The sequence below is a fragment of the Streptomyces sp. KR55 genome (genome assembly GCF_052245645.1).
In the GTDB taxonomy this organism is placed as follows: Bacteria; Actinomycetota; Actinomycetes; order Streptomycetales; family Streptomycetaceae; genus Streptomyces; species Streptomyces flavusporus.
The window spans coordinates 1-681 of record NZ_JBQQCE010000998.1 but is presented as its reverse complement, the minus strand read 5'-3'; the positions used below and the strand labels follow the sequence as shown (position 1 = coordinate 681).

Below are 681 nucleotides of genomic sequence, written 5' to 3'. Positions count from 1 at the left end.
GTCGCCGCCGAACTCAACAGCCGCCCACGCAAAACGCTCGGCTGGGAAACCCCAGCCGAGCGCCTCGCTAAGCTCCTGACCACAGCCAGTTGATCACTGTGTTGCAACGACCCCTGGAATTCGCCGTACCAGACCCGGGGCACAGCATTGGGGAGAGGTCAGTTCAGGGCGTCAGGCTTCAGAAGCCGCCGCCATCGCTTCGCGGCCGCGGCGGGTGCGGCGGTGGAAGACCTCACCGAACACGTCGCGGGCCTTGTCTCCGTTGATGTAGTGCAGGGCGATCATCGAGGCGAGGACGCAGCCGACCAGGTCGTTGCTGACCTCGTCCCAGTTGTGATTGTCGTCGCAGGTCGTCAGTCCCTTGAGGCCGTGAAGGGCGTGCATCGCCTCACCAGCCTCCTCGGCGGCCTTGCCGACCTGCAGCGCCTTGAGTTCTTCCTCCGGCAGGTGGCTCCCCGCCTCGCGGCAGACGCCCGACAGTGCCTCAACGGTGTCCCACATCTCGTCGATGGTCTCGAGGTTCACTCTCGCCTCCTTGGCGGTAGACCAGCGCGGACTGTCCACGCTGGCAGTGCCGACTCCCAAGCAGAGGTCTTGAGGTTCTGTCGCTCGGCGGGGAGCCGGGTTGGTCAGGTGGTGGGGAGCTGCACGGGCCGGCCAAGCTGGTGCACGGTCCAGCCC

At 66.4% G+C, this 681-nt stretch carries 1 protein-coding gene; it reads right to left on the bottom strand.

What is annotated here, in order from left to right; genetic code table 11:
- Positions 1–171: 171 nt before the first annotated feature.
- A complete protein-coding gene (locus tag ACTWQJ_RS52005; protein WP_443313300.1) occupies positions 172–525 on the bottom strand; it encodes a MazG-like family protein in 354 nt (117 codons plus the stop codon).
- Positions 526–681: the final 156 nt, after the last annotated feature.